The following is a 23,346-nucleotide window of genomic DNA, read 5'->3' as shown; positions in this document are numbered from 1 at the left end:
GATACCTTTATACATAAGTAGCTTTAAAAAAGTCTAAAAACTTAAAGTAAAGAATACAATTTATCAAGCAATTAATTGGATAAGAGGATAAAGTGTCTAAGAAAAGATGTCAAAGAGAACTTTTACAGGCTACTATAGATGGAATAAAGAATGATTCCATAAAAAAGACTAAACTTATTTGGCTAGAAGCTTGCGGATGCTCAGGTAATATAATCTCTCTTTTGGATGCAAATAACCCTGATGCTATATATTTTCTTAGTGAGATGGTAGAGATAACCTACAATAATAGTGTAATGGGGGCTGAAGGACAGAGAGCCTTTGAAAAATTTCTTGAAACTTTAGATACTGAGTTTATTTTAGTGGTAGAAGGTGCTGTAACCTCAAGAGACAATGGTTTTTATAATATTATAGCTGAATATAACGGAAAACTCATATCAGGAGCTGAGGCAGTGTCTTTGGCAGCTGGAAAAGCTAAGTATATACTTTCAGTAGGGACTTGCGCTTCTTATGGGGGACCATCAGCTGCTAGCCCCAATCCATCTCAAAGCAAGAGCGTACCTGACTTTTTATCAGATCAAAAGGTAAAAGTCATAAGGATTCCAGGATGTCCTGCTCATCCACAATGGGTGATAAGCACCATTGCACATTTAATTCTCTATGGTTTGCCAGATTTAGATACTGAAGGAAGACCTTTATTTCTATATGAAGCTACTATTCATACTTATTGTTCTAGAAGGTCATATTTTGATAAGAAGGTCTTTGCAAAAAAACTTGGAGACAAAGAGTGTATGTTTCAACTTGGATGCAGAGGTCCTATCACTAGATCGGATTGCCCTTTAAGAAAATGGAATGATAGGGTAAACTGGCCTGTTGAAGATAATACACCATGTATTGGATGTGTGAATAGTGGATTTCCAGATAGTATGGAACCCTTTATTAATTTTCAGTCTGGAGAAAAGCAATGAGTGAAAAAGTAGTAATCAATCCTATAACTAGAATAAGTGGTTTTATGCAGATAGAAGTGACCATAGATAAGAATGTAGTGGTGGATGCTAGGACAAATGGGCATTTATTTAGAGGCTTCGAAGAAATGATAAAGGGAAGATCACCTTTTGATGCAATATATTTCACAGAAAGAATATGTGGTATATGCTCCACAGCTCACGGGTTTGTATCTTCTATCGCAGTGGAGAACGCAATGGGAGTGGAGCCTGATAATAATGGCAATATAATAAGACAGATAATGCACGGCTGTGAGTTTTTACAAAACCATATAAGACATTTCTATCAATTCACTGTACCTGACTATGCTCAGATTGAGGTTAATCCGGCTAAGGATCAAAGAAAATATAAGATACCTAGAGAAGTAAATTCAAAAATAAACAATCATTATATAGAGGCTTTTAAATATAGCAGGGCGGCTCATAGGATGCTTGCTCTTTTGGGAGGAAAAGCTCCTCATACTCACGGAATTTTTGTAGGAGGAGTAACTGTCAATCTTGATGTATCAAAACTAATAGAGCTTAAGGCTACTTTAGCATCCATAAAGGATTTCATAAATAATATAATGTTTGAAGATATAGCTACGATTTCTAAGTATTATTCAGAAGATTTTAAAAATGGAGCGGGATATGGTAACTTCTTAAGCTATGGGGCATTTGATAGAGATTTTAATGGTTCTATGTTATATTGCAAAGCTGGAGCGATTATTGATAATAAAAAGCAAGCTTTTGACCCAGCAAAAATAAATGAAGATATAGTTCACTCCTATTACTCAGCCTCAAAAGAGCTTTTAAAGGAAGACGATGTAGCATGGCAGCCCAATATAACCAAAAAAGATGCATATTCTTGGGTTAAAGCTGCTAGATATAATGGTGTTCCTATGGAGGTTGGACCGCTAGCTAGACTTTGGATTAGTGGAAGATATAATAAAGGAATATCAACTCTTGATAGGGTTACAGCTAGAGTAATGGAAACTAAGATAGTTGCAGATATAATGGAGGATCTTTTAGAAAAAGTAAAACTCATACCTGCTGTACAAAACTCCTGGGAAATACCTGTGACTTCTAAAGGAGTAGGTCTTAGAGACACCACGAGAGGTGCTTTAGCACACTGGATAACCATCGAAGACAAAAAGATAAAGAACTACAACATAATAACACCATCTGGATGGAACATATCTCCTGAGGACTCTAATGGAAATAAAGGAGTTATAGAAAAAGCTTTAATTGGAACTTATATAGAAGATGTAAAAAATCCTTCAGAGCTAGGACGTATAGTGAGATCCTTTGATCCATGCGTTTCCTGTGCTACTCATATTATAAGTGATAAATCTGATGATTTTGTTATAAGGCTTGTATGAGATTTAAGGTGATTGCCATAGGAAACATACTTATGGGAGATGATGGGGTGGCTCTTAAGATAATTGATTCTATTGAAGAAAGATCGAAGCTGAGTTCATTTGATCTAACCTGTGTAAAAGCTGAGACTGATATTGACTTTGCTTTGGACCATATAGAAGATGGAGATTATGTATTTATTTTAGATAGCACATCCTTAGGTGAATATTATGGACAAATAACTTTGTTGTCTTTACAGCAGGCTAAGAACCATTGTGATGAATTATCATATATGCACAATTTCAGTTTAGTTAGTGTTATTAATAAAGCCAATTTGAACGTAGATGGAACTATAATAGGGATTAAAATAGCAAAGATTAGTTTCAACTTGGAGCTTTCAGAAGAGATTAAGAATAAGTTGGATGATATATGTAATGAAGTTTATAAGATAATTGAAGATAAATGTATGAAACTTGGTGAAAGCTATGCATGAAGCCTCCATAGCCTTTGAAATATATAAAATAGTTACTGATAATGTTAAAGCTTATAATTTGAAAAAGGTCGATGCGATATATATAAAGGTGGGGAGCTTCAATGGAATATTTGAAGACTCCCTTAGATTTGCCTTTAAAGCCATAAGTAAAGCTTCAGAATGTGAAGAAGCAGCTTTGATAATAGAGCATACTGAAGGCTTTGAACTATTAGTAAATAGAATAGAAGGACAGTAATTAAGGGAGAGAGTTATGAAGAATATAGTGATAGAAAAAAGAATTCTTCAAGCTAATGATGAGTTCGCAGAAGATAACCGAAGAAGGTTTGCAGCTAATAATATATTTGCAATAAATATTTTTGGTTCTCCTGGGGCTGGAAAGACCACACTTCTTGAAAAAACCTTAAGCTTGATTAAATATAATACATCTATTGGGGTAATAGAAGGAGATTTGTATACAACCAAGGATGCAGAGCGTATAGAGCAAGAAGGTATCAATGTAGTTCAAATAAACACCTGTGGAGCTTGTCACTTAGATGCCTCTATGATAGAAGAGGCTGTAAACGTAATGAAAATGGATGAACTTGAAACAAGGTTACCTAAGCTTATGTTTATAGAGAATGTTGGAAACCTAGTTTGTCCTGCTTCTTATGATTTAGGTGAAAATAGAAAGATTACGGTACTTAGTGTTACAGAGGGAAATGATAAACCGTTAAAATACCCCTTTATGTTTAAGATTTCTGACATAGTGGTATTGAATAAGCTTGACCTTATTAGCTTTACTGATTTTGATATAGAGGAATTTCGTGAAGATATATATTTACTAAATAAAAATGCTAAGATTTTTGAAGTTTCTTCTAGGACAGGAGAAGGAGTAGAAGACTTTGCGTCTTATTTAATAAAGCTTATTAATAACAAGGATAATTACTAAAAATAGTTTTATAAAACTAAGGTGATAGTGTGATAAGAAAATTGATTGTGGTAAGAGGATTAGTACAGGGAGTTGGGTTTAGGCCTTTTGTATATCTAGTAGCTAAAGCGCAGCAGTTAAGTGGTAAGGTTAAAAATACCAGCGAAGGTTTGCTGATTGATGTTGAAGGCAGTAAAGAAGCTATTGATAAGTTTATATATACTTTAGAAAATAATGCACCAAAGAATTCGAGAATAGATGAAATAATACAGCAAGATAAAAATATATGCAAATATGAAGGTTTTAAGATAGAGGCAAGTACATCACAGACAAATGGCTTTACATATATTTCACCAGATTTGGGTACTTGCAATGCATGCTATGAAGAGTTGTTTAATAAAGATAAGCGTAGATATAGCTATGGATTTACAAACTGCACGGATTGTGGCCCAAGATATTCGGTGATAGAAGCTATTCCTTATGAAAGAGCAGTTACTACTATGAGCAATTTTGAGCTTTGTAGTTCTTGTGCCTCTGAATACACAGCTGTTAAGGATAGAAGATTTAATGCAGAGACAAACTGTTGCCCTGAATGTGGACCACAGTTAGCATTAATAAATTCTATTACAGGACAGCTATATGAAGATGAGGTCATATCTAATTCTATAAAGTTAATTAAGGAGGGAAAAATTCTATCTGTTAAAGGTATAGGTGGCTTTAACCTAGTATGTGATGGAAGCAATGAAGAAGTTATCCTAAAGCTTAGACAAAGGAAGAATAGAAGAACCAAACCTTTTGCTTTAATGATGAAAGATATTGAAACTATAAAAAACTACTGTCAAGTATCATCTGAAGAGGAAGACGCTCTTAAAGGTAGCATAAGACCTATAGTTATACTAGACAAACGTCATAATAACCTTCCAGAAGCTATTGCTCCAGGAAATAATACACTAGGTGTTATGCTGCCATATACTCCACTTCACTATCTTCTATTTCAAGAAGGTGTTGAAATTCTTGTAATGACCAGTGGCAATATAAATGGCACTCCTATAATTTATACTAATAAAGGAGCTATTGAGCATTTATCTAAAGTAGCTGATTATCACTTGATTAATGATAGAGAAATATATAATTCTGTAGATGATTCAGTTATAAGATTTATTTTAGGTAAAGAAAGGGTTATTAGAAGGGGAAGAGGGTATGCTCCAACTTATTATAATAAATTAGGTTTTAAAGAAAGTATTAGCCTAGGCTCATATCTAAAGAATAGCTTCTGTTTTTATAAAGAAGAACATATTGGACTTAGTCAATATATAGGAGATATGGACAACACTGAAACCTTTACAAGGTATGAAGATACAATGAAAAAGTTAACTGACATTTATAACTTGGCACCTAAACTTATAGCTTATGACTTGCATCCTAACCACCCTTTTTATAAATACTTAGACAAACTACCTGGAAGGAAAATGGGAGTCTATCATCATCATGCACATATTGCAAGTGTACTTTTTGAAAATCAAGTTAGAGGAAAAGTTATTGGTGTAGCCTTTGATGGTTCTGGTTATGGGGAGGATGGCACTGTCTGGGGCGGAGAATTTCTGATAGCGGATTGTAAGGAGTTTAAAAGATGTGGACACTTGAACTTAGTTGCTATGCCAGGAGGGGATAAGGCTACCAAGGAGCCACTTAGAATGGCTGTAGCATATCTTTATAAGACTTATAAAGCAGAAGCAGAAGAGCAGCTGTTAAGTCTACCTCAAAGATATATAACATCTAAGGAGAAGCTACATATAAGAAACTATTTGGACATGATTAAGAAAGATATAAATTGCCCTAAGACTTCAAGCATGGGAAGGCTTTTTGATGCAGTTGCCTATATACTAGGGTTTAGTGGTGATATAAGCTTTGAAGGTGAGGCTGCTATTTTTTTGGAGAATGTAGCTTGTAGTATTACGAAAGCTGAAGCAGATGTAGCAGGCTATGCTTTTTATATAGACAAACAAGGTGAAGCTTATGTGGTTAATACAGATAATATGATTAAAGGCATTATTGAAGATGTAAAAGGTAATATAAGAAAAGGTATAATATCAAGAAAATTTCATAATACAGTGGCAGAGTTTACAGAGATTATATGCATAAGCTTATCAAAAGACTACGGTATTAAACAAGTAGCACTTAGCGGGGGAGTATTTCAAAATAAGCTATTACTAGAAGAGGTTCATGAAAGGTTAATTAGAGATGATTTTCAGGTTTATCTAAATAGTCAAATTCCTTGCAATGATGGAGGAATTTCAGTTGGACAGATAGTCATAGCAAATGAAAGGGAGATGGAATAATTTATGTGTATTGCAGTTCCTCTTGAAGTTATAGAGCTATATGAGGAAGAAGCCTTGGTATTGTACAAAGGGGTAAAAATGAAGGTTAATATATTTCTCTTAGAAGAGGTTGCAGTGGGAGATTATGTGCTTGTGCATGCAGGTTGTGCCATAGAAAAGCTAGATAGAAAGGAAGCAGAAGAAACTAAACTACTATTTGAACAAATACTTTCTGATGAGGTAGGAAAGCTATGAAAGCTATAAGCCTTGATAGAGATATTAGAATAATGGAGATTTGCGGAACTCATACTAGCTCTATTATGAAAAGTGGTATTAAGGGTGTACTGCCTAGCAAGGTAAAACTTGTTACTGGACCAGGATGTCCAGTATGCGTTACTCCTCAAGGATACATTGATGCAGCTATTGAACTAAGCCAAAGAACAGAAGTAATAATTACTACCTTTGGAGACATGATCAATGTGCCTGGGACTTATAGTTCCCTAAGGCTTCAAAAAGCTTTAGGCAAGGACATAAGAGTAATATATTCACCTTTGCAAGCCTTAAAAATAGCCTTAGACAATCCATCGAAGGAAATAGTGTTTCTTGGTATAGGTTTTGAAACCACGGCTCCAATAACTGCTCTTGCTATACATAAAGCTAGTATACAAGGAATAACAAATTTTAGTGTGTTTTGCACATTAAAAACTATGCCAGAGATCATAAAACATCTAGTAAATTCGGAAGATTTGAGACTAGATGGGATTTTATGTCCAGGACATGTTAGCACCATTATAGGTGAGAGATCCTTTAAGTTTATACCAGAGCAATTAGAACTTCCATCAGTGATAGCTGGATTTGAAGAGGAGGATGTTGTATCAGCGATATTTTTATTAATTGATATGATAATAAAGAAAGAAATCAGAATGGAGAATATCTACAAAAGATTCGTACAGTATGATGGAAACAGGAAGGCTAAAGAAATTATTAGTACTGTTTTTAAGAGTTGCGCTGCCAATTGGAGAGGACTTGGCAACATTGAAAATAGTGGATTAAAGATAAGAAATGAGTATGAAAGCTTTGATGCAGAAAAGAAGTTCAATATAAAAGTAGAAGAAAGATCTTTATCAAAAGGCTGCCTTTGCGAAAGTATACTAAGAGGAAATAAAACTCCAGAAGATTGTAGTTTTTTTGGAAAGCAATGTACTCCAAGTACTCCTATAGGAGTGTGTATGGTTTCAAGGGAAGGAAGCTGTGGGATACATTATAAATATAATGAATTTAGGCTATGATAAAGTACTGTGTTGAAATTAAGTGGTCAGTCATCCGATGCTTAGATGAGCTTGCTCATATATCAGCTAATTCATAACTACTTAATCTCAGTAATAGTATTAAAACTAGACTAAGATAAAAGAGGGGAGATATATGAATATAATTACTTTATATCATGGAAGTGGGGGAAAAGGTACTCATGAGCTTATAGATAACATTTTTTATAAGTACTTTCACAATGAGATACTTGATCAACAAGGAGACTCTAGTATTATAAATAACATAAATGGGAAAATTGCAATTACCACAGATTCATATGTAATAGAACCTATATTCTTTCCAGGAGGAGATATAGGTAAATTATCAATATGTGGAACAGTAAATGACCTAGCTGTAGTTGGATCAATCCCCTTATATCTAACTGCAGGATTCATAATAGAAGAAGGCTTTGATATCAATGCGCTAGAGAAGATTGCAATATCTATGGCTGAAGCTGCTAAAGAAGCTGGAGTAAAGATAATTGCGGGAGATACAAAGGTGGTTGAAAAAGGTAAAGGGGATAAAATATATATTAATACTACTGGAGTAGGTAGCTTAAGAAATGATGTGAATTTAGGTATTGCAAATATTGAAGTTGGTGATAAGATTATCGTCAGCGGAACCATGGGGGATCATGGCACCGCTATACTTTGTAAGAGACAAGATTTGAATTTTCAGACCGAAATAGAAAGTGATTGCAATGCTTTAAATGGTTTGGTTGAAGAAATATTAAATAGCAAATTACAAATTAGATTTATGAGGGATATAACAAGAGGTGGACTAGCTACTGTACTTAATGAGATAACTAACAATAGGGAACTAGGAATATTGTTAGATCAGTACTGTATTCCAGTAAGAGACGAGGTTAGTGGAGTTTGTGAAATTCTGGGGTTAGACCCTTTATATATAGCAAATGAAGGGAAAGTTTTAGTTGTAGTAGCTAGTGAACATGGTGAAAAAGTATTGGATATCATTAGAGATAACCCTTTAGGAAAAGAAGCTGCTATCATCGGAGAAGTTATAAAGGACAAGTATGGGAGGGTGCTATTACAAACCAATATAAGAGGAACTAGAATTTTGGATATGGCTGAAGCAGAGATCATTCCTAGAATATGTTGATAAAGAAGTACCCTTCATTCTGATTTCTATAGTTTACAATATAAGATGATTTATTGCATACAATTTGGTAATATATTATTAAAGCTACTTACAGAGGGAGAGTATACCTAAATGAATGCAGTAATAGAATTTATAACTAAGTTTTGGTACTTAATTGTTTTAATACTGGCAGCAGGTATTTTAGATCTTTTTATGCCTAAGATAAAAAGAATACTTGGTGAAAAGTCAGTAGAAGCTTATTTATCTAGTTTAGATGAAGAAAAGTATAAGGTGATAAATCATATTAGTTTTGAAATAAAAGGTAAAGCTATAGATATAGATCATGTTGTCGTATCCAATTATGGAATCTTTGTTATTAAGGATAATGACTATAAAGGAACCATTGTTGGGGATGAAGCTGATGGAAGTTGGAAGCAAAAACTTCCTACAAAAAGGGGAAGAATATCTAATCCTATACATGAAAACTATGAAAATATACAGTGGCTAAAACGAGTTACTAGTGAGTTTGGAGATTTAAGATATGTTTCAATAATAGACTTCACAACTAATGCAAGATTACAGGTGAAAGCTGAGAGTAAAGTTGTGTATACAATAAACTTAGTAAGTGAAATAAAGAAATATAATGATGAAGTAATAAGCAATATTCACAAGGAAAAAATTTATACTAGGCTCATGGAGTATGGTAAAAACCAGCAATAGAGCATTGACCATAACTAAATATTAAAATATAAATACCATGAATTAAGGTAAAGTGTTTTATTGTAATTCATGGTATTTGTTTTGTGTGATAATTAAATTATGTATTTTAATTAAAGTAATACTATCTTAAAGAGTTGATGTATTTATTAATTTTTAAAGATAATTCCAGTTTAAATAAGAGCTTACTGTCGCTAAAGGTACAACTAAGTAAGTTTTCTATTTTATGAAGCCTATAAAAAAAGGTACTTGGATGAACATTTAGTTTTTTTGATGAAAGAGCGGAGTTTCTATCACTTTCTAAATAACACTCTAAAGTATTTAGGAGTTCACTATTAGTTTTGGCATCATGCTCAATCAGCTTAGTTATAAATGGGTGAATTAGGGTTTTCAGTGTTATGGCTTCTTTCTTATATTCCTCTAGATTATAAAATAAGTAATATTCTATATAGTCTTCAAAATACAGCATGTTGTCGCTACTATTTAGCCTGTCTGACAGTGTTAAGCAATAATTTGATTGGTTATAGAAATCTTTTATGTGGTGTATATTGTTAAAAACTATACTTATACCGGCTTTTAATTTGTTTAATCTTAGTAAATCCTTGAATCTTGTTTTTTGCTCTAAAGAGATAACCGTATCTGAAGAACTGCTCAATAAGAAAATAATCTTACTGTCATAGTATGCGGCTATGCAATTGCCTAATATAAGCTTACAATTTTGAATTAATTGATTTAATCCAAAGTTATGTCTATAGTCAGCGTATTTTTTGTAGAAAGGCACTGTAATAATCAAAAAGTTAGCTTTAAGTTTAAAGTTAACAGCATTTAATCTTTCTTCTAAATAATTAATAGAATAAGAGTTAGTAATAAGCATATCTATAACATAATATTCTTCCTCTAGTCCAGAACTGCTTATAAATTGATCACTTTTTTCAATGAATATTGATAGTGTTTTTGATAACTCATTTATAATTTCTAAATCCATTTCTACAAAAGGTCTTAATTCTTGTAGTACACATATGTAGCCTACAGTAATATTATTAATACGAACTCCACAAAAAATAAGATTTTTATCTGCAAGATGAAAAAATGCTTTGTCTAAGTTATAAATATCATCTATACATTTATCTCTTTTCATAGTTTTTACTGTATCTAATACAAGATAACACTTGCCATCTTGCTTATCTAAGGATGAATCTTTGGATGAGGCAGCAAGATTAGACTGCCCTAATATGCGATAGCTTGTATCTAAGAGAAAAATAGGATTATTAATATATTGCTCTGATACATTAAGAATTTTATTTATATTATCACAATGATGAAGACTATTATTAATAGTATACTTTTTTTCGTATAAGCTATATTGATTCAATAGGAACTCCATTGAGAGTTTGTAAATTTCCTCTATACTTTTTTCTGTTAATAAATATAGTGTGGAGTTTTGAGCGTTTTCAAGAATGTCCTTTGATAATATTAACAGCTTACGGTTGTTTTCTAGTGTCAATTCATTTTGATAAGTAGTGTAATAAGCTAAATATAAAGTATTAGCCAAAGCCTCTTTTCTCATATCAAAAAAATCTATATTTTCAATATTATCCTCAGGATTAAAGCTTCCATAAATTTTACTGCCACACGTATTTTCCAAATGAATAAATAAATCTTTTAAGATAATCAAAATATAAACCTCATTTCAATGAAAAAAATTCTAAAAATACTATGATATTTTAGATTTTTTTCGTAAATTTATTGGATGTTTCTGCTGAAGCAGAATGTTAATATTAATGTGCTATGACTTAAAGATGTCCAGTTCCAGAAAAATAAATATTTTTGAAAAACAATCATATATGTGCGATAAAGATTGAATATACCTCTAATGCTAGAACTGGAATGCCTTTATAAGTCTATCAAATAAAAAAAAATTATGTAATATTTTTTTTAGTATCAATGAAGATATAATATGCTTAAGTTTTTGGAAACAGTTTTTAGAGTAGTATATTAAGCTATTTAAATTTTGTAAAGAAAAGAGGAGAGGTTATTATGGCTTTTAATGTGATGGGAGTTACTGCTGGAAGAAAAGATTCAAATTCTGAAATTCTACTAAAAGAAGCACTGTTAGCTTGTCAGGAGCAAGGTGCAGAAATTACTATGATTAATTTAAGAGATTATAATATTGTAGACTGTACAGGTTGCACAGCATGCACACATGGTATGACAAATGGTAAACATGTTGGATGTACTTTGGATAAGAAGGATGACAAGAAAGCTATTATGGAAGTCATGTTAAATCAAGATGCTGTTATTTTCTCAGCACCGACCTATGATTTAATGCCAACTGCTACTTTCTTGAAATTTATGCATAGAAACTTAAGTTATGAATCATCTTTCTTAGAAGCTATTGGTGCAGTTGAACATAAAGATAGAGTAGGAGCATTAATTGCAGTTGGTGGTTCTACTAGATCTTGGCAGTCTATGGCTTTAGAAGCTATGCAAGCAACATGTTTTACTAATGATTTCAAAATTATTGACATGTATCTTGCAAAACGTGTGCCAGCACCGAGACAATGTTTAATACATGATGACATGATTGAGAGAGCTCATAAAATTGGGGAAAATATAATGGAGTCTCTAAATACTTCAGCTGATAAGAGGAAATGGTTAGGAGATGAGGATATGGGATGGTGCCCTAATTGTCATTCCAATGCCTTAGTATTAGGAGAGGTGCAATGGGATGGACTTCATTTTCCAGTAGAATGCCAAGTGTGTGGAGCCGGTGGAGATTTAGAAAAGACTGAAGCTGGAAAGTGGAAATTTGTTATTGCTGAAGATGGCCTGTGTCGTGATAGAACAACTGTAGAAGGAAGAGAGCATCATTTAAGAGAAATAGGACATACTCAAGGTGGGTTCTATACTGATGAGAATATAGCTATAGTAAAAGAAAAAATCAATAAGTATAAAGATTTAAAATTTCCAACCATAAAAATAGAGAAATAGAATCTTTGTAAAAGAATCACTAATGAAATAACGTTAGTGATTTTTTCTTTGATTAAAATTAATCGGATGTTTTTACTATAAACTCAGATTAAAATTCTACTCTATAGAGAATTGATAATATCTTATAAGTATTTTTAGAGAAAAATATAAAAAAACTTATGGTAAATATATACATTTGGTAAATGGTGGTGTATAATATGTATCAGATCATATTAAAATGTGTTTATAAAGTAAATATATAATAACTAAGTGTAATAAATATGTTTACCTTGACTACAAATCTCGTGTTGCAGACTTTAATTAAAATTTTGACTTGAAGATACATTCTATAAATACTTATTAGAAGGAGGGGGATACTCAAATAATATATTTAGAATGTATATTAAAGTATATTAAAGTATTAATTTCTTAGGGGATGAGAATATGGGAAAAAGATTAAAATCTATAGTTAAAACTATTTGCTTGAGTGTAATCGTTTCGACCGCTGCTTTGGGTACAAATACAAATGCAAAAGCTTGTTCTACAACTTCATGTCTTAAAAACATAAGTTCCTTGCAGGTAGTAAAAGAAATGAAGATAGGATGGAATCTGGGTAACACTCTAGATGCAAGTCCTACTGAGACTAGCTGGGGAAATCCTGTTACTACAAAGGCTATGATAGATAAGATAAAGGCTGCTGGCTTTAATACTGTAAGAATACCAATAACTTGGAAAGATCATATAGGTGTAGCTCCAGAATATAAGATTGATAAAAATTGGCTTGATAGGGTCGAACAGGTGGCAGATTATGCTTTAGACAATAACATGTATGCAATAATTAACATTCACCATGAGGATACATGGTTAGTACCTACCTATGCAAAGGAAAAGGAGGTAACTAGTGAGCTTACTAAGCTGTGGAAACAAATAGCTGATAGATTTAAAAAATATGGAGACCATTTAATATTTGAAACAATGAATGAACCACGTTTAGTTGGATCGGATTCTGAATGGACAGGTGGAACTGCAGAAGGTAGGGATGTTGTTAATAGATATAATATTGCTGCAGTAAATACAATCAGAAATACTGGTGGAAATAATAAGTATAGGTTTATTATGATACCAACCTACGCAGCAGCAGCTCTTCCTGTAACTTATGACTCTCTTGTAATACCTAATAATGATAGCAGAGTGATTGTTTCACTCCATATGTATTCACCGTATTCATTTGCAATGGATATAAGTGGTACATCTTATTGGGGAAGTGACTCGGATAAAGCTCAGTTAGACTCTCAATTTGATGCAATATATAATAAGTTTGTGAAGAATGGAATAGCAGTAGTTTTAGGTGAATTTGGTTCTATAAATAAGAATAATCAGCAGTCTAGAGCGGCATTAGCTGAGTATTATGTTAGGGATGCTAAAAATAGAGGAATTACAACAATATGGTGGGATAATGGTATCTCCACAGCAGGGCAAGCTGATACCTATGGAATATTTGATAGGCAGAATTTGACTTGGTCATGCCCAGAGGTTAAAGATGCATTAATTAGAGGGACTTCAAACTAGTATCTAAATAAAGGAATAGTTTTCTGTAGAATATTGGTATAAAGTATGCCTATTCCTTTAAAGAGTTCCTACACCAACTTAATTTATACGTGATCCGAAATCGTTGGTCATAGGCATTATCGGAGATATATTAATTGATAGATGAGTTGGGAACTCTATAAAATAAGAACTCTTTAAGATAATATATAAATATGTTTATTATTTCGCCGATATAAAAGTTATTGGCGATTTTTTCTATGCTAAGTTATATTGATTATATAAAGTTCTACATTATATAATAAGTTTAGAAAAGCGCTTCAATAAACATTAATTATTTATCTAAAGATATTAAGTGAAAGTATTTATTTGCAAGATAGAGGAATGAAGTAGTGTATCTTTAATAGAGAAAAATAAAAATTGATATTAAATACAAAATATGGTAAAAATATTGTATAGGCATAAAATTATTAGTTTTAATTTTTTTCTATGTATAAGCAAAATTTCTATCTTTATGTTTAAAGAAATAATAATTTATATTTTTAGATATATTAGTTAAAAAAAAGTGTAAATTTCTGATATAATAGACGAGGACTATTTTATAATAATTTGAAATAGTGAAATCTAAAAATTAAAAAAAAGGTAGCAAATTTGAAGATTAAAACGTAATAATTATTGATCAATTAAATACTTCTAGATATCAGCTTAGATTCATACAAAAATATTATAAGATAGAGGGTTCAAAGAACTTGACTATATGGTATTTACCTAACTCTAAGTTGACCTTCAATAGGTTTTTTGAGAGTAGGTTATTTTTTTATGTTTAGAAATATTTATGATCACCACATACAATAATTGTTTTAAAAATTAATCCTAAAACATAGAATGAAATATACCTTTAGAAAGGAGGCATGAATTTAAACCTATAGTAAAATTTTGCTGCGATTATATTGATGTATCACTGGATTACTTTTCAGGCTATTTTAAAATAAGTTAAAAAATGCTTTTGAGATAAGTGCTACGTCTTCAAGAGGAGATGGTATTACGGATAAGAAGAAGAAAAAACGCAATAAAATTGTGATAGGTAGTATAAGTTCTGTTTCTGCTTTGCTTGTAATATATTTGGGTATGACAGCATACTTCACAAATCATTTCTATTTTGGTACTGAAATAAATAGTGTTAGTGTTTCAGGTAAAACTGTCAGTGAAGTAGAAAAAGAAATGCCAGCGAAGGTAGAAGCCTATAAGTTAGAGCTGGATGGAATTGATGGTAAGAAAGAGCAAATAACTGCGTCTGATATTGGATTAAAGTATAATTCAAACGGACAAGTTAAGAGTTTAAAAGATAAAGAAAATCCTTTTGGATGGATTACAGCAGTTTTTAAGTCCAAGGATTATAATGTTACAGCAGGGGTTTCTTTTGATAAGGAATTGTTAAAAAAGAAATTAGATAGCATATCCTTTTTTGATGGCAGCAAGGTAATTGAACCTAAAAATGCAAGCTTTAAATATGAAAATGGAAGCTATAGTATTGTAAATGAGGTTTATGGTAATAAGATTAATAAAGATGTCTTTGTTAACAAAGTTTCAGATGCAATTCTTAAAGGACAAGAAAAGATAAATTTAAAAGATGAAGATTGTTATGTGAAACCACAATATACTTCAACTTCTCAGCAAGTGACTGAGGCTAAAAAGGCTCTTGATAAATATGTAGCTTCAAAGATAACATATACTTTTGGAAAAAATACAGAAGTTCTAGATGGTTCAACAATAAGTACCTGGCTAAAAGTAGATGACAAACTACAAGTTACATTAGACGAGACAAAAGTAAAGCAATATTTAAATAAACTTTCAAGTACTTATGGTACTGTAGGAAAGACAAGAGATTTTACTACTACTTTAGGGAATAAGATAAAAATAAGTGGTGGAGATTATGGCTGGGCTATAAATAGTGCAAAAGAGTCTCAAAGCTTAATAGATGATATAAAAAATGGTAAGGTTGAAACTAAGGAACCTATATATGCACAAAAAGGTGCATCTTTAGATGGTAATGATATTGGAAATACTTTTGTAGAAGTAGATATGTCAAAACAACATTTATGGTATTATAAAAATGGATCTCTAGTAGTGGAAGGAGATGTAGTTACTGGTAATATAACTGCAAACCACTCAACTAGAGTAGGTGTTTATAGAGTCAAATATAAAGAGAGAAATACAAGCTTAAAAGGTGAAGATTATAATGTTCCAGTTAGCTATTGGATGCCTTTTGATCAGGGCATAGGACTTCATGATGCAACATGGAGAACTACATTTGGTGGTCAATACTACAAGACAACTGGCTCACATGGATGTGTAAATATGCCATTAGCTCTTGCTAAAACTATATACGAAAATATGGATGTAGGTACACCAGTTCTTTGCTATTATTAAGTTTTCATAAAGCAACTTTCAGTATTGTTTTTTACTGTCTAGGAAAGTGAAAAAGGTTCACTTCATCAACTTTTTTATTGTTATACAGGAATTTTTAGTTTATATTATATGGGATTATAAATTTATATGATATTGAGCTGTTTGATTATATACATTGTCAAGCAGCTTTTTACTTTATAGACAAGTAGTTAAAGTTTTTTTTAGCTGAGCCTACTAAATTTAAAGGCCTATAATAGCTAGTTATAACATAAAGAAAAAAGCCAAGGATTTGTAACTCCTTTGGCTCTTAGGTAATTTATATTAATTCTGAAAGGCAGATTTGCAAAAAAATCTCATAGAAGAAGGTCACTTCAGCGGTTTTTCTATTTGCAGAATAAAGTGCAGCCAATTTCTTTAAAATGTTCTATACGTTCTAGTATTAAAGTTCTAGTACACCTGAAATGTTTAGAGAGACAATCTATGCAAAGATACTTTGTAGCACCCCTGTTGACTAATCTGCGATAAATAGCTATCTCGTCTCCTTCAAGTTTCTTATTGCATTCAAAGCAACATTCGTTCATGGCTTAACTACTTTAGCTCTAAATACAGCACAGCTATGAGGTTCTAATTTTAAAGTATAGCTTTCAGTAAAGGTTCCAATATCTTCATGTTTCCAAAGATCTCTTAAGCTTAATCCAAAACCTGAGGAGGTTGGAAGTCCTATATCCCAAAATTGAAGTGACATTTCCCCTGAATTATCTCCAAAGTTAAAGAAGCCAATAGCATAGTCTCCGTTAGTTAAGGTCTTTATATATGCCATACAATTGGAATTGTTCCATTGAGGAATTGTGTAAGCTTGCCTTCCTTCTATATCTTGATTGATTTCTATAATTTCTTTATTTGTAAGTATATTTTTAGTAGCTTCGCTCATTTTTCTTATATCTGATCCTATCATGAGAGGAGAATCCATTAAAGCCCATAGGGAGAAATGAGTTTTGTATTCCTCATCAGTACATCCTCCTAATGCTACATTACCTTTTCCATACATTCCAACTACTAGCATATCAACATCATTGTAACAATAAGGCCCGCTATAACATTCTTTGTGCATTTGTTGAAGCGCTAGATTTTTTATTGATTCCCAATTGTCTTGTATATCTCCAGTAGATCTAAATATATGAGCGCCAGAAGCTCTCATCCAGTTAAAGGAGTCATCGTTGCCCCAGTTGCAGGCACTAAATAAGATATCCCGTCCGCAATTACGTAAGGCCATGGCCATTCTTTTGTAAAGTATATGCCCAGGGATACCATCTGGCTTATAACAATAGTCATACTTTAGGTAGTCTACTTCCCAGGAGGCAAAGGTTTCTGCATCAATAAACTCATGTTCAAAGCTTCCAGGGTAACCTGCACATGTCATTGTTCCAGCACAAGAATACATACCAAACTTTAAACCTTTACTATGGATATAGTCAGCTAAAGCCTTCATGCCACTTGGGAACTTTTCTTCATCTGGTACTAATCTACCGTCACTATCTCTTTGTTTTTTTGACCAGCAATCATCTATTACTATATATTCATAGCCTGCATCTTTTAGGTTTTGCTCAACAAAAACGTCAGCAATTCCTTTAATTAAATTTTCTGAGATCTGCCAGCCAAAGGTATTCCAGGAGTTCCAACCCATAGGTGGTGTCTTTCCTAACATTATAAAACCCTCTTTCACTTTAAAATATTGTATATTTATAATGTGTTTTTGTATTTGGTTAATACTTGAAATACTAAGGATAAGTAGTATTATTAGTATTAAAGTAATAGTAAAATGGCTACTACTCCAGTAAATAGTAACAATTTATTTCCTATATATCCATTGATAAATGAAAGGTTTATTTGTCATTTTGTAACTATTTATGATTTGAGTTTTTTATATTATTTGAAATGTAAGAGGTTTAAAAATATGAAAGAAGATATTATATTATTGAATCAAAACTTTAAGGAAATTAATCCACTGTTGTGTGGGGTTGAAGAATGCTACAGTGGTCATGGCTTTGGTCCAGCGTCTAGAGAGTATTATCTACTTCACTATATTGAAAAGGGAAAGGGGACATTTACCATTAAGGAAAAGTGCTATAGCCTAAGAAAGGGTAACATTTTTGTTATAAGACCTGAGGAGATAACTTATTATGAGGCTGATAAGAATGATCCTTGGAAGTATATTTGGATAGGCTTTCAGTGTAATACAGAAAGTAATTTATTCAAAAAAGCAACCTTTCTGAAAAAAGATATATTGTATTCACAAGCAGCAGAGTATATTTTTAAAGAAATGCTAGAGGCAAGTAAAATAGAGCAGACTAAAGAAATATTCTTAACTGCAAAGCTATATGAACTGTTTTCTTTGTTAATAGAAGCTGAGAATACTGAAGATGCAGTTGGATTTCCTAAGATATATGTTCTCAAGTCTGAAAGTTATATAATGGCAAATTATATGAATGATATAACAGTTGAAGATATATCAAAATATCTAGGTATAAATAGAGTTTATTTTTCAAATATATTTAAGAGATTTACAGGAAAATCTCCTAAACAATATATTATTGATGTAAGACTTGAAAAGGCGGCAAAACTTATTGTTAAGAATAACTTTACACCTAGTGAAGCTGCTAGAAGCTCAGGGTACAAGGATATATTCAATTTCTCTAAAATGTTTAAAAAGAAATATGGAGTAGCACCTCTTTATTATAAAAGCTCAATATAATGGTGATTAAATTCAATAAGAATATTAAGATGTATAACTTTATCCTAAAAGATAATTTGCATTGAAGTGGTACATCTTTAAATATAGTTTTTATAAAAGTAAGGTTATATATAGCAAAAGTATATACAATTATTACTAAATACAAACTATATTTCATGCGAATACCTATAAACGTTTACAGGTAAAATATCCCTTAATATAATCAAAACATGAAGACAATTTATTAAAATTTATGGATCATGGAGGGGGAAAAATGAAAAAAGCAAAGCTATTTAAGACCTTAGCTGTAACCATGGTATTATCCATGAGTACAGCTTTATTTGTGGGATGTGGAGGTGACTCTAGTAAGAGTGCATCCACTGACACTTCTTCAAAAAGCATAGAAGACAGTGTAACTAAAATCAAAACTAAATTGACAAATGCAAAATTGGATGGAGAGAAAGCACCTGTAGAAGGAACAGTATTTACTACAATGGTATCCTTTACTCCGCCACCAGCAGGACATGGTAATCCATCTGTAAATGGAGGACCAGACTGGTCAATGGAACCAATAATTTATGATTATTTATGTGACTATAGTTCACAACCTCAAAAAACCTTTAAACCATCATTACTTGAAAAGTATGAGTTTAAGGATAAGGTATTAACAATGACCTTAAAAAAGGATCTAAAATGGAGCGATGGAAGTCCTATTAATGCAGATGATTTAATCTGCAATACCTTTATAGATATGACAGTAAATAAGGTAGCATATTTTGCTGATAGCGTAACTAAAAAAGATGATTTGACAGTAGAAATAAAGTATAACAAGGATGCAAATTTGTTGCTTGACTATATATTAAAGTCTTCAGTAAAATATTCAGCTTCTGAATATGGAAAGTGGGCAGAACAGTTTAGAGTTGCTTTTGAAAAATATAGAGAGTTTGATGATAACAAAAATTATAAGTTTAATAAAGATGGGGATAAATTAGTGGCTGATACAACAAAGGAATTTAACAACTATCTTCCAGATATCCTTAAGATTAAGTGCTCAGGTGCATATGTACCAACTAAGGTAACCTCCTCAGAGATGATATTTGACAGAAATAAATACTTTAGGGCTCCAGTTCCAATAGAAAAGATAAGAGGGGTAAGACCAACAAGTACTGAATCAACCGCGATAGCTCTAATGAATAAAGAGTATGACGCTGAAGGTATGGGAGTTTCTCCTGATTTAGCTAAGAAGGTTGCAGAAAATAATAAAGATACAATAAGACAATTATTAGTACCTGAGTATGGATCTTTTGGATTTTGCTTTAACATTAATAAGGCTCCAACTGATGATGTGAAAGTAAGAAAGGCAATAGCTTACATTATAGATAAAGCTCAGATTGCGCCAGTGTCTGAACCAGGTATGAGGCTTGGAGATGAATATGGAGTGGCTCTTCCACCTTCAATTAGAGATAAATACTTATCAAAGGATTTTCTTAAAACTTTAGCTAACTATACTATGGACAAAGATAAGGCTACAAAATTACTAGAAGAAGCTGGTTGGTCCAAGAAAGGCGGAAAATGGGTTAATTCAAAGGGAGAATCTCCAGAAATAAAGATTGCAGGTGTTGGAGAATACCCTGCCTTTGTAGTTATGGGAGAAGCAGCTGCTAATATGTTAAAGGACTTCGGGTTAAATGCTACATTTACTCCTAAAGAAGCTGCGGCTTACAACGATTACTCTACATCAGGTGATGCTCATATGGTTGTAGATAGCTTTGGGGGCGCTGGAAATACTCAACACCCTTATGAAGCATATGATGGAATATGGTGGTATGGAAAGAAAATGAATATAAAGTTCCCTACAGCAGGAGGACTAGTATTTAAGGATGAAGTAACTGGTAAAGACTTTAAGTATTCAGAAAAAGAAATGGAGCTTTTCAGTGCTAAAGACGATAAAGAGATTTCTGCTAAAACAGAGGAATTTGCTAAGTTTTTTAATGATAATATGTGGTATCTCCCTATGACTGAAAAATACTATATATTCAGAATACACAATCCAAAGCTCTCAATGCCACAAGCTAACACCGGAGAAGAGCTAAAAGATTTCTATTGGTCAGGTACAATGGCTGCAGTAATTGGAAAATCTTTAAGATCAGGAGAGATGTATTATATAAAATAACTTAACAAAATAAAAAAATCATATATTTCATAAGTAATGGGGCAAAGAATTTTTGCAACATACTAAAATAAGGAGGTACAACTCTAAAACTCACTCTATGTGGAAGATATATCGAAATATCTAGATATAAGTAAGGGGTATTTTCCAATAGAGGAGTAGTCATTAATAAACCACTTTATATAAAGATAAGTCTATATATTTAAAAAGTATATACAATTATTACTAAATATAAACTATATTTCATATAAATACCTATAAACGTTTACAGGTAAAATATCCCTGAATATAATCAAAACATGAAGACAATTTATTAAAATTTGTGAATCATGGAGGGGGAAAAATGAAAAAAGCAAAGCTATTTAAGACCTTAGCTGTAACCATGGTATTAGCCATGAGTACATCTTTATTTGTGGGATGTGGAGACGATTCTAGCAAAAATGCATCTACAGACACTTCTGCAAAAAGCATTGAAGACAGTGTAACTCAAGTCAAAACCAAATTGACTAATGCAAAATTAGACGGAGAGAAAGCTCCGGTAGAAGGAACAGTATTAACTACAATGACATCCTTTACACCACCGCCAGCTGGACATGGTAATCCTGCTGTAAACGGAGGACCTGACTGGTCTGTAGAACCAATAATATATGATTATTTATGTGACTATAGTTCACAACCTCAAAAAACCTTTAAACCATCGTTGCTTGAAAAGTATGAGTTTAAGGATAAAGTATTAACAATGACCTTAAAAAAGGATCTAAAATGGAGCGATGGAACTCCTCTTAATGCAGATGATTTAATCTGTAATACCTTTATTGATATGACAGTAAACAAGATTGCATATTTTGCTGATAGCGTAACTAAAAAAGATGATTTGACAGTAGAAATAAAGTATAACAAGGATGCAAATTTGTTGCTTGACTATATATTAAAGTCCTCAGTAAAATATTCAGCTTCTGAATATGGAAAATGGGCAGAACAGTTTAGAGTTGCTTTTGAAAAATATAGAGAATTTGATGATAACAAAAATTATAAGTTTAATAAAGACGGAGATAAGTTAGTGGCTGATACAACAAAGGAATTTAACAACTATCTCCCAGATATCCTTAAGATTAAGTGCTCAGGTGCATATGTACCAACTAAGGTAACCTCCTCAGAGACAATATTCGAAAGAAATAAATATTTTAGGAATCCACCACTAATAGAAAAAATAAGAGGTCTAAGACCAACAACTACAGAATCTACAGCAATTGCCTTAATGAATAAAGAGTATGATGCTGAAGGTATGGGAATTTCTCCAGATTTGGCTAAAAAAGTTGCTGAGAACAATAAAGATACAATAAGACAATTATTAGTACCAGAATACAGTTCATTTGGTTTCTGCTTTAACATAAATAAAGCTCCAACTGATGACGTTAGGGTAAGAAAGGCTATAGCTTATATCGTAGATAAAGCTCAAATCGCACCAGTATCTGAACCAGGCATGAGACTTGGGGATGAATATGGAGTTGGACTTCCTCCTTCAGTTAGAGATAAATACTTATCAAAAGACTTTCTTAAAACTTTAGCTAACTATACTATGGACAAAGATAAGGCTACAAAGTTACTAGAAGAAGCTGGTTGGTCAAAGAAGGGCGGAAAATGGGTTAATTCAAAGGGAGAATCTCCAGAAATAAAGATTGCAGGTGTTGGAGAATACCCTGCCTTCGTAGTTATGGGAGAAGCAGCTGCTAATATGTTAAAGGACTTCGGGTTAAATGCTACATTTACTCCTAAAGAAGCTGCAGCTTACAATGATTACTCTACATCAGGTGATGCACATATGGTTGTAGATGGCTTTGGAAGCCCTACAAATACTCAACACCCTTACGAAGCTTATGATGGAATATGGTGGTATGGAAAGAAGATGAATATCAAGTTCCCTACATCAGGCGGATTGATATTTAAGGATGAAGTGACAGGTAAGGACTTTAAATACTCAGAAAAAGAAATGGAACTTTTCAGTGCTAAGGATGATAAGGAAGTTTCAGCTAAGACAGAAGAGTTTGCTAAATTCTTTAACGATAATATGTGGTATCTTCCTGTAACTGAAAAATACTATATATTCAGAATACACAATCCAAAGTTATCAATGCCAGAAGCTAAAACTGGTGAACAATTAAAGGATTTCTATTGGTCCGGTACAACTTCCGCAATACTTGGAAAGTCCTTAAGGTCTGGCCAAATGTACTATATAAAATAATTAAATAGAAAGTAATAATAGTATGCCTCAAAAGTAAATTCTTTGAGGCATACTCAAATACATAAGACATGAAAAATAGATAGTAAAAGTACATTCAAT

The 23,346-nt window shown here is 32.3% G+C and carries 18 protein-coding genes; 16 read left to right on the top strand and 2 right to left on the bottom strand.

Annotated features, from left to right (window positions below; genetic code table 11):
* Positions 1-92 precede the first annotated feature (92 nt).
* The 10 genes from GXK57_RS13965 to GXK57_RS13920 all read left to right on the top strand — a co-directional run bounded on the left by GXK57_RS13965 (position 93) and on the right by GXK57_RS13920 (position 9,183).
* Positions 93-965 (top strand): hydrogenase small subunit, encoded by an 873-nt coding sequence (locus GXK57_RS13965; RefSeq protein WP_160677454.1) that lies wholly within the window; start codon positions 93-95, stop codon positions 963-965.
* Positions 962-2,362 (top strand): nickel-dependent hydrogenase large subunit, encoded by a 1,401-nt coding sequence (locus tag GXK57_RS13960; RefSeq protein ID WP_160677451.1) that lies wholly within the window; start codon positions 962-964, stop codon positions 2,360-2,362. The genes GXK57_RS13965 and GXK57_RS13960 overlap by 4 nt, the downstream gene beginning before the upstream one ends.
* Positions 2,359-2,832, top strand: coding sequence for a hydrogenase maturation protease (locus tag GXK57_RS13955; protein ID WP_160677448.1), 474 nt, complete (start codon positions 2,359-2,361; stop codon positions 2,830-2,832). Before GXK57_RS13960 ends, GXK57_RS13955 begins: the two co-directional genes overlap by 4 nt.
* Positions 2,825-3,067, top strand: a complete 243-nt coding sequence (locus GXK57_RS13950) for a hydrogenase maturation nickel metallochaperone HypA (protein ID WP_160677445.1) — start codon at positions 2,825-2,827, stop codon at positions 3,065-3,067. Before GXK57_RS13955 ends, GXK57_RS13950 begins: the two co-directional genes overlap by 8 nt.
* Positions 3,068-3,082: 15 nt before the next feature.
* Complete coding sequence (gene hypB, locus GXK57_RS13945; protein ID WP_160677442.1) at positions 3,083-3,760, top strand: hydrogenase nickel incorporation protein HypB; 678 nt, start codon at positions 3,083-3,085, stop codon at positions 3,758-3,760.
* 29 nt (positions 3,761-3,789) lie between these two features.
* Complete coding sequence (hypF, locus tag GXK57_RS13940) at positions 3,790-6,078, top strand: carbamoyltransferase HypF (RefSeq protein WP_160677436.1); 2,289 nt, start codon at positions 3,790-3,792, stop codon at positions 6,076-6,078.
* A gap of 3 nt (positions 6,079-6,081) precedes the next feature.
* Positions 6,082-6,312, top strand: a complete 231-nt coding sequence (locus GXK57_RS13935) for a HypC/HybG/HupF family hydrogenase formation chaperone (RefSeq protein WP_160677433.1) — start codon at positions 6,082-6,084, stop codon at positions 6,310-6,312.
* The gene (gene hypD, locus GXK57_RS13930) at positions 6,309-7,346 is read left to right on the top strand and encodes a hydrogenase formation protein HypD (RefSeq protein ID WP_160677430.1); all 1,038 of its coding nucleotides are present in this window, start codon (positions 6,309-6,311) and stop codon (positions 7,344-7,346) included. The genes GXK57_RS13935 and hypD overlap by 4 nt, the downstream gene beginning before the upstream one ends.
* Positions 7,347-7,479: 133 nt before the next feature.
* The gene (hypE, locus tag GXK57_RS13925) at positions 7,480-8,484 is read left to right on the top strand and encodes a hydrogenase expression/formation protein HypE (protein ID WP_160677427.1); all 1,005 of its coding nucleotides are present in this window, start codon (positions 7,480-7,482) and stop codon (positions 8,482-8,484) included.
* A 111-nt stretch (positions 8,485-8,595) separates the two neighbouring features.
* Positions 8,596-9,183 (top strand): nuclease-related domain-containing protein, encoded by a 588-nt coding sequence (locus GXK57_RS13920; RefSeq protein ID WP_160677424.1) that lies wholly within the window; start codon positions 8,596-8,598, stop codon positions 9,181-9,183.
* Between the two features lie 121 nt (positions 9,184-9,304).
* Here the strand turns inward: GXK57_RS13920 and GXK57_RS13915 are convergent, their stop codons facing one another.
* Positions 9,305-10,855, bottom strand: coding sequence for a helix-turn-helix domain-containing protein (locus GXK57_RS13915; RefSeq protein ID WP_243156435.1), 1,551 nt, complete (start codon positions 10,853-10,855; stop codon positions 9,305-9,307).
* Between the two features lie 362 nt (positions 10,856-11,217).
* Between GXK57_RS13915 and GXK57_RS13910 the strand changes: the two genes are divergently transcribed.
* From GXK57_RS13910 to GXK57_RS13900, 3 genes are all read left to right on the top strand, one after another.
* The gene (locus GXK57_RS13910) at positions 11,218-12,171 is read left to right on the top strand and encodes a flavodoxin family protein (protein WP_160677421.1); all 954 of its coding nucleotides are present in this window, start codon (positions 11,218-11,220) and stop codon (positions 12,169-12,171) included.
* Positions 12,172-12,594: 423 nt separating this feature from the next.
* The gene (locus GXK57_RS13905; protein ID WP_160677418.1) at positions 12,595-13,719 is read left to right on the top strand and encodes a glycoside hydrolase family 5 protein; all 1,125 of its coding nucleotides are present in this window, start codon (positions 12,595-12,597) and stop codon (positions 13,717-13,719) included.
* Positions 13,720-14,772: 1,053 nt separating this feature from the next.
* A complete protein-coding gene (locus tag GXK57_RS13900) occupies positions 14,773-16,125 on the top strand; it encodes a L,D-transpeptidase/peptidoglycan binding protein (protein ID WP_243156434.1) in 1,353 nt (450 codons plus the stop codon).
* A gap of 556 nt (positions 16,126-16,681) precedes the next feature.
* Here the strand turns inward: GXK57_RS13900 and GXK57_RS13895 are convergent.
* Positions 16,682-17,809 carry a glycoside hydrolase family 27 protein gene (locus GXK57_RS13895; RefSeq protein ID WP_160677415.1) on the bottom strand — a complete coding sequence of 376 codons (1,128 nt, stop codon included), beginning with the start codon at positions 17,807-17,809 and terminating at the stop codon, positions 16,682-16,684.
* A gap of 249 nt (positions 17,810-18,058) precedes the next feature.
* Between GXK57_RS13895 and GXK57_RS13890 the strand changes: the two genes are divergently transcribed.
* The 3 genes from GXK57_RS13890 (at position 18,059) to GXK57_RS13880 (ending at position 23,247) form a co-directional block, all read left to right on the top strand.
* A complete protein-coding gene (locus GXK57_RS13890; RefSeq protein ID WP_160677412.1) occupies positions 18,059-18,856 on the top strand; it encodes an AraC family transcriptional regulator in 798 nt (265 codons plus the stop codon).
* Positions 18,857-19,109: 253 nt separating this feature from the next.
* Positions 19,110-21,008 carry an ABC transporter substrate-binding protein gene (locus GXK57_RS13885; RefSeq protein ID WP_160677409.1) on the top strand — a complete coding sequence of 633 codons (1,899 nt, stop codon included), beginning with the start codon at positions 19,110-19,112 and terminating at the stop codon, positions 21,006-21,008.
* Between the two features lie 340 nt (positions 21,009-21,348).
* Entirely contained in the window at positions 21,349-23,247 is a 1,899-nt protein-coding gene (locus GXK57_RS13880) for an ABC transporter substrate-binding protein (protein WP_160677406.1), read from the top strand.
* Positions 23,248-23,346 lie beyond the last annotated feature (99 nt).

It is taken from the genome of Clostridium sp. C8-1-8 (genome assembly GCF_009928445.1).
Taxonomy (GTDB): Bacteria; Bacillota; Clostridia; order Clostridiales; family Clostridiaceae; genus Clostridium_AR.
This window is presented reverse-complemented; position numbering and strand designations above follow the sequence as displayed.